Annotated in this window: 1 protein-coding gene; it reads left to right on the forward strand. The window is 57.6% G+C overall.

Annotation, left to right across the window (positions count from 1 at the left end; translation table 11 throughout):
* Positions 1–95: 95 nt before the first annotated feature.
* Positions 96–1,301: an ISL3 family transposase gene (locus ACNFCH_RS25820; protein ID WP_416744500.1), complete on the forward strand. Its 1,206-nt coding sequence runs from the start codon at positions 96–98 to the stop codon at positions 1,299–1,301.
* The last annotated feature ends 7 nt before the right edge of the window (positions 1,302–1,308 follow it).

The following is a 1,308-nucleotide window of genomic DNA, read 5'->3' on the forward strand; positions in this document are numbered from 1 at the left end:
GGTTCTTCACGGAATCCCGGGAAAGACAGAAACAAGAACGCCGGTTTGATGGATGATGTTCGTGCGAGCAAACACATCTACAAACCGGCGTTCTTGTGCACGATATTAATACGTTTCTGCCCTTTTGGGAGGGCTTTTCTGTCATCGCCATCAGGCCTGAAGGCGAATCGCTGGTCATCGACCTGATCCCACAGCCCAACAGATTCCCCACCTGCAGCGGCTGCCACCAGCCCAGCACCACCATCCACGAATACTGTCAGCGCTCAATCCGTGACTTGCCCATTCTAGGCCGCTCGGTGCGATTGAATGTGGAGCTGCGACGCGTCGGATGTGGCGCATGCGGCAAGCGAATGGAGTCAGTCAGCTGGCTTGATCGCTATTCGCGGATGACCAAGCGTCTGGCCGAAGCCGTGATCCAGACTTGCCGGCGGTTGCCCACCCTGCACGTCGCCGAGCTGTTCGGCTTGCACTGGGGTAGCGTGCGTTTGCTGGAGCGACGGGCGTTACAAACCGCCTTGGAGAAACTACCTAAAGCTCAGCCGAGGCGCTTGGTGATGGATGAGTTTGCCTTGTTCAAAGGGCATCGCTACGCCAGCGTTGTGTTGGATGCCGATACCCGACGGGTGCTGTGGATTGGCGAAGGACGCAGCCGGGCCGCCATCAGACCTTTCTTTGAAGAGCTGGGGTCGGAGGGCTGCGCCCGGATAGAAGCAGTGGCAATGGACATGAATACCGCGTTTGACCTGGAGGTGCGCCAACACTGCCCACAGGCGCGCGTGGTCTATGACCTGTTTCATGTGGTCGCCAAGTACGGTCGAGAGGTGATTGATCGGGTGCGAGTAGATGAGGCCAACCGTCTGCGGCATGACAAGCCTGCACGCAAGGTCATCAAGCAAGCGCGATGGCTCCTGCTGCGTAACCCAGAGAATCTCAAGCGCGAAGACCAGCAAGTGCGCCTGCAGGATCTACTGGCCGCTAACCAGTCGTTGATGACGGTTTACCTGATGAAGGCTGAACTCAAGGCGCTCTGGTCGCCCTCCACTGCCTGGAGCTGGCGATCAGCCTGGAAGCAGTGGCTGCGCTTGGCTGAAGAAAGCGCGATAGCGGCACTGAAGCAGTTTGCTAAACGACTGAAGGGTTACTGGCGCGGCATCCTGAGCAGGGTGCGCTGGCCCATGCACACTGGTCAGCTGGAAGGGATTAACAATCGGATCAAGGTCATCAAACGGATGGCTTACGGCTACCGGGACAGCGAATTCTTCTTCATGAAGATCAAGAATGACTTTCCCGGCAATCCGTGAAGAACCT

Origin of the sequence: Pseudomonas sp. NY15354 (genome assembly GCF_048068075.1) — a bacterium.
GTDB classification, from domain to species: domain Bacteria; phylum Pseudomonadota; class Gammaproteobacteria; order Pseudomonadales; family Pseudomonadaceae; genus Aquipseudomonas; species Aquipseudomonas guariconensis_C.